At 43.8% G+C, this 4849-nt stretch carries 4 protein-coding genes; 3 read left to right on the forward strand and 1 reads right to left on the reverse strand.

Annotated features, from left to right (window positions below; translation table 11 throughout):
• Positions 1 to 245 precede the first annotated feature (245 nt).
• A complete protein-coding gene (locus GX419_01330) occupies positions 246 to 1394 on the reverse strand; it encodes a WD40 repeat domain-containing protein (GenBank protein NLI23333.1) in 1149 nt (382 codons plus the stop codon).
• A 235-nt stretch (positions 1395 to 1629) separates the two neighbouring features.
• On the opposite strand from GX419_01330, the gene GX419_01335 reads away from it, so the two are divergent.
• The 3 genes from GX419_01335 to GX419_01345 form a co-directional block, all read left to right on the forward strand.
• Complete coding sequence (locus GX419_01335) at positions 1630 to 2019, forward strand: BlaI/MecI/CopY family transcriptional regulator (protein ID NLI23334.1); 390 nt, start codon at positions 1630 to 1632, stop codon at positions 2017 to 2019.
• Positions 2016 to 3851, forward strand: a complete 1836-nt coding sequence (locus GX419_01340; GenBank protein ID NLI23335.1) for a TonB family protein — start codon at positions 2016 to 2018, stop codon at positions 3849 to 3851. Before GX419_01335 ends, GX419_01340 begins: the two co-directional genes overlap by 4 nt.
• A 317-nt stretch (positions 3852 to 4168) precedes the next feature.
• On the forward strand, positions 4169 to 4849 hold a 681-nt coding region (locus tag GX419_01345; protein NLI23336.1), incomplete at its 3' end, for a hypothetical protein.

The raw sequence follows: 4849 nt of genomic DNA on the forward strand, positions 1-4849 counted from the left end.
CCCATCATTGCAGGAGCCATAATGATCTGGCGTGCCCGCGGAATGGATGACAAATCATCCGGAGTGCGGGGAAAGCAGAATAAGAGGATCAGGTTCAGGTAACAGGTGGAAGCGTTCGCTTTTCGCCGGAGGCCATTAGGAATATTCATTTATTGGCTTCTGTAAGCAGGCAGAAGGTATGAAGCAACAGCCCATTGCATCAGTTCCTGCAACCTTCACAACAGGCAAAAGGCTGTTCATCGTCCTTACTTTTCGCGGGCAGGGTCCTGTTGTTTCAAAATCTCAAGATATTTTAAGTAGTACCGGTCGTAAACCTGCTGTTTCGCTTCTTCGGCCTTTGCCTGCCGGTTTTTGTAATCCTGTTTTGATTCCTCCTTTCCTCTGGGCGCAAATTCAGGCATAGCCGACAATTCCTTTTCGACCTCTGAACCAAAATAATAATCAACAAAAAGGTTTTTACTCACTTCAAATACCCTCACCTTTCCATCGCCTGAACCAACGGCAAATAAACCGGCGCCGGGGTTGAAGGCTACGGCATTGACTCCCTTTTCAAATCCGGTAAACGTATATATTTTGTTTGCTGTGGCGGTTTCCCAAAGGATGACGGTGTTGTCATAGCTTCCGGTCAGCATCCATCTGGCATCGGGAGAAAGGGAAACCGACATCACCGCCTGATCATGCCCGATGAATGTACGGATGCTTTTTTCCTTCCCCGCCTGCCACAGGCGTACGGAATTATCGCGGGAAGCTGTAACGAACAGTCCCGTTGCCGGATGCACAGCAATGGAATAAATATTTCCTCCATGGCCGGTAAGAGTCTGCAAAATCCGTCCGGTAGGAACATCCCATATTCTGACGGTTTCGTCGAGTGATCCGCTGACCAGGCGGTTTTCATCCAGCCAGGCTACCGCCAGCACGCTTTTTTCGTGTCCGTCAAGCGTACGGATATGAGCCCCTGTTACCAGATCATAAATATGCACTTTCTTTTCGAAGGTGCCGGCGGCAAGGTATTTCCCTCCCGGAGCAAGGCTGAGGCTCCAGATGTCAACAACTGTAGTGCCGATTGTTTTATCCTTCGTTCCGTCAGTATTCCATGCAACAATGCTTCGGTCGCCTCCGGTATAGATTTTCTGACCGTCGGATGAAAAAACCAGAGACATAATGCTTCTGACATGCGCCCCGCTCAGCACGGCTGCCGGCTCCCAGCTGTCTTTTTTCCATATAACAGCCGTTTTGTCTTCCGAGCCGCTTACCAGCAATGCCCCGTCAGGACTCCAGGCCAGCGACGTTACGGCACCTGCATGCTTTGACAATACCGCAACCGGTTTGACTTCCTGTGAGGATGCCCCAAAAAATATTCCCAGGAGAATACCTGAGATAATGATACGAACCATATCTGCGTTCTTGTTATGTAAGTACTTTTCACCAGCAGTAAAAGTAGCTAAAATCCGAACGATTTTGTGAACCTTTCAAAAGACGGTCAATGTGAATACAAAAGTACCAAGCAAAGAATAAAATATAACAAACTGTTTTACAATTAATTAAAAAATTTTTTTATTTTCCTAAATAATTAGTTGCTTAACTAAATTTTTAGTTATATATTTGTTGTGGCATTTAAAACAAAGTGTCATGAAAAGACTCACAAAAGCAGAAGAACAGGTAATGCAGATATTATGGCGGCTTGAGAAAGGCCTTGTAAAGGATATTTTGCAGGAACTGCCTGAGCCGAAGCCGGCCTACAATACGGTATCAACCATTGTCCGCATTCTGGAAAAGAAGGGATTCGTATCGCACAAAGCCTACGGCAATACGCATGAATACTATCCAACAGTAACCCGCGAAGAATATGCCCGGTTTCACCTTGGAAACTTCCTGAAAAATTATTTTGACAATTCGTTTCCTCAGCTGGCTGCATTTTTTGCAAGAGAAAATAACCTTACGACCAGGGATCTGGAGGAAATATTAAAGGCCACGGAAAATGAACTGAAAAAAACCACACCAAAAAGACAACGGTCATGACAGCCTATCTGTTTTCGTCCTGCCTGATTCTGGGGATGTTTTACCTGGTGTATATTTCTGCTTTCAGCCGGGACACTTTTCTGATGAGAAACCGGATTTATCTGCTCTCGGGTCTTTTTCTTGCACTATTACTGCCCATCCTTCCTCTTTCGATGGAATTACCTGGTCTTAACGGCATTTACACCTCGCGCGCTGAAGCCGGTTTGCCTGTTCTGATAAGCGGGCCGTCCGTTCTATCGTCCCCTGCCACCAATGAGGCAGGAACAAGAACCTTATCCCCGGTATTCTTTCTTAAGTTGCTGTATTTTTCAGGGATTGTTTTGCTGTTCCTTCGGCTTGTTTTTCAATTACTGAAAATTATCAGACTCATCATTGTATCTTCCTGTGAAAGAAATGGAATTTACCGCATTATCTATCATTCATCAAACTGGCCTCATTTTTCGTTTTTTCATTTCATATTCCTTAACGCATCTTTTTTCCCGGAAACACCGAAAGAAAAGGCAGGCATTCTGGCTCATGAAATGGCTCATTTCCGGCAGGGTCACAGTTTCGATCTGCTTCTGATGGAGACAATAACCATTCTTCAGTGGTTCAATCCCTTTGTATGGTTATACCGTTCAGCGCTCAGAGAAGTTCATGAGTATCTTGCCGACCGGGAGGCCATTGCCGCAGGGGGAACACCTGCTGAATACCAGGCCATTCTGGTAAACCAAACATTAGGAATACCGGTATTTCAAATAGTCCATCCATTCAATTGTGTAAACCTTAAAAAAAGAATTACCATGATGACGTGTAAAAGAACATCGGAAATGGCGCACCTGAAGGCATTGGTTCTGATACCGCTTGTCGCGCTTGCCATCTCTCTTTCGGCCTGGGCACAGGAACAACAAAAAAACATCACCGTAAGAGGAAAAGTTTATGATAAGAATACAGAGCAGCCGCTTGCCGGTGCCCATATTATAATCAAGGGGACAACTGTCGGCACCGTTGCTGATCAGCAGGGCCGGTATTCCGTAAATGCTCAGAAAGGTTCAACACTGGTTGTGTCGTATGTCGGATACGCAACAGCATTCGTTGAGATAAACATAAGCACCACCGTGGATATTGGCCTCGAGACAGAATTCATAGACCTTGAACACCAGAAAATCTCCGATGCAAACGAAGTAAATACTCCCCCGGTGAAAACAGAAGGCGGCACTTTTTACGCTGTTGAGGAGATGCCGGCTTTTCCAGGCGGATTGGAAGGATTCCGGAACTACATTAACCAGCACCTGGTATATCCTGCCTCGGCTAAGGACAGAAAAGCACAGGGAGACGTTCTCGTTTCGTTTGTTGTCAATGAAAAAGGGTTTACAGAACAGGTAAAAGTTATCCAATCAGCCGATCCTGAACTCGATGCCGAAGCGGTTCGTGTTATTTCAGAATCGCCGCAGTGGAAACCCGGTACTAACGATGGAAAACCGGTAAAAGTAGGGTTTACCATACCGGTTAAATTTTCACTTGCCGAAGATGACAGCACCTTTCTTGTTGTGGAAGAAATGCCCAAATTTAACGGGGGTAATCCCGATAATTTCCGGCAATATATAGCCGAAAATCTTCGTTACCCTGAGGAAGCAAAAAAACAAAACATTACCGGCAAAGTTTTTGTTAGTTTTGTTGTTGGTTCAGATGGAAATGTCAGGGATGTAAAAATAGTCCGTGGCGTTCATCCTCTTCTGGATGAAGAATGTTTGCGTGTTGTATCTTCATCCCCTCAATGGACTCCCGGAAAACAAAAAGGGAAAAATGTTGCGGTTCAGTTCACTTTCCCTGTGATATTCCAACAAAAATGATTTGTTTCCCCTGATTTGTTCATGACAAATACCCTATAAGTATGCTTTAATGGACAAATAAGGGTAATATGATTCTGATCCAATCCCGACAGGATGGAATTATTACAGAAAATGGCAGAAACAGAAATCATTATAACCCTGAAGGGGGGGCATTATGATATGTAATCAATAATTCCGCCTCTTCAGGTTTCCGGATTGTTTCTTTGCAGGAAGGTCAAAATAAGGATTTAACCAGGAAGGAAGAATTTTAATTTCTGATGTTTTTTTCTAAATTCGTATTAGTATTTAACCCAAAGACCCATAAAAATCTTTACTGTATGAGAACATTTATTTCTGTTTATCTGGCTATTTTTTTTATTTCCTTCACTGCCCTGGCACAAGATCATGAAAACAATATTTTTATTTCAGGCAAGATAACAGACAATAGCACAGGACAACCTCTGGCAGGAGCCAATGTTTATGTAAAAGGAACCCATATCGGAACTTCGGCAGATACCTCGGGGATATATGAAATCAGAATACCGGCTGGTTCTGAACTTACAGTTTCCTATACCGGCTACGAACCAATACAGGTTATAGTTAACAAGGACAAAACATGGAATGTAGCTCTTTCCAGAAAGGTTATCTATCTAAAATATGAAGAAATCCCTGATGCCAACAATATTGCATCATTAAAGGATGCAGAAGGAAAGGTTTATATACCCGATGAACAACTTCCGGCATTTCCCGGGGGACAAATGGGTTTTCAAAAATTCATTGAACAGCATACACCCCGCCCTGATGCATTTGTAAATGGTGATGTTTATGTGAATTTCACAATCAATGAAAACGGATTTCCTGAACAGATATGGGTAAGAAGATCCCTTGATCCCGTGCTTGATTCATTGGCCATCCGGGTAATCTCAGAATCGCCTCAGTGGAAACCGGGCATGCAGAACGGCAAACCGGTAAAAGTGGAATGTACCATTCCGGTCAGTTTTGTGAACGAAGAACTATAC

Source organism: Bacteroidales bacterium (genome assembly GCA_012517825.1).
Classification (GTDB): Bacteria; Bacteroidota; Bacteroidia; order Bacteroidales; family JAAYUG01; genus JAAYUG01.

What these genes read in the sequence shown, in the direction of transcription:
- GX419_01335 (NLI23334.1), top strand. Translation starts at nt 1,630, where the DNA reads ATGAAAAGACTCACAAAAGCAGAAGAACAGGTAATGCAGATATTATGG.
- GX419_01340 (NLI23335.1), top strand. Translation starts at nt 2,016, where the DNA reads ATGACAGCCTATCTGTTTTCGTCCTGCCTGATTCTGGGGATGTTTTAC.
- GX419_01330 (NLI23333.1), bottom strand. Translation starts at nt 1,394, where the DNA reads ATGGTTCGTATCATTATCTCAGGTATTCTCCTGGGAATATTTTTTGGG.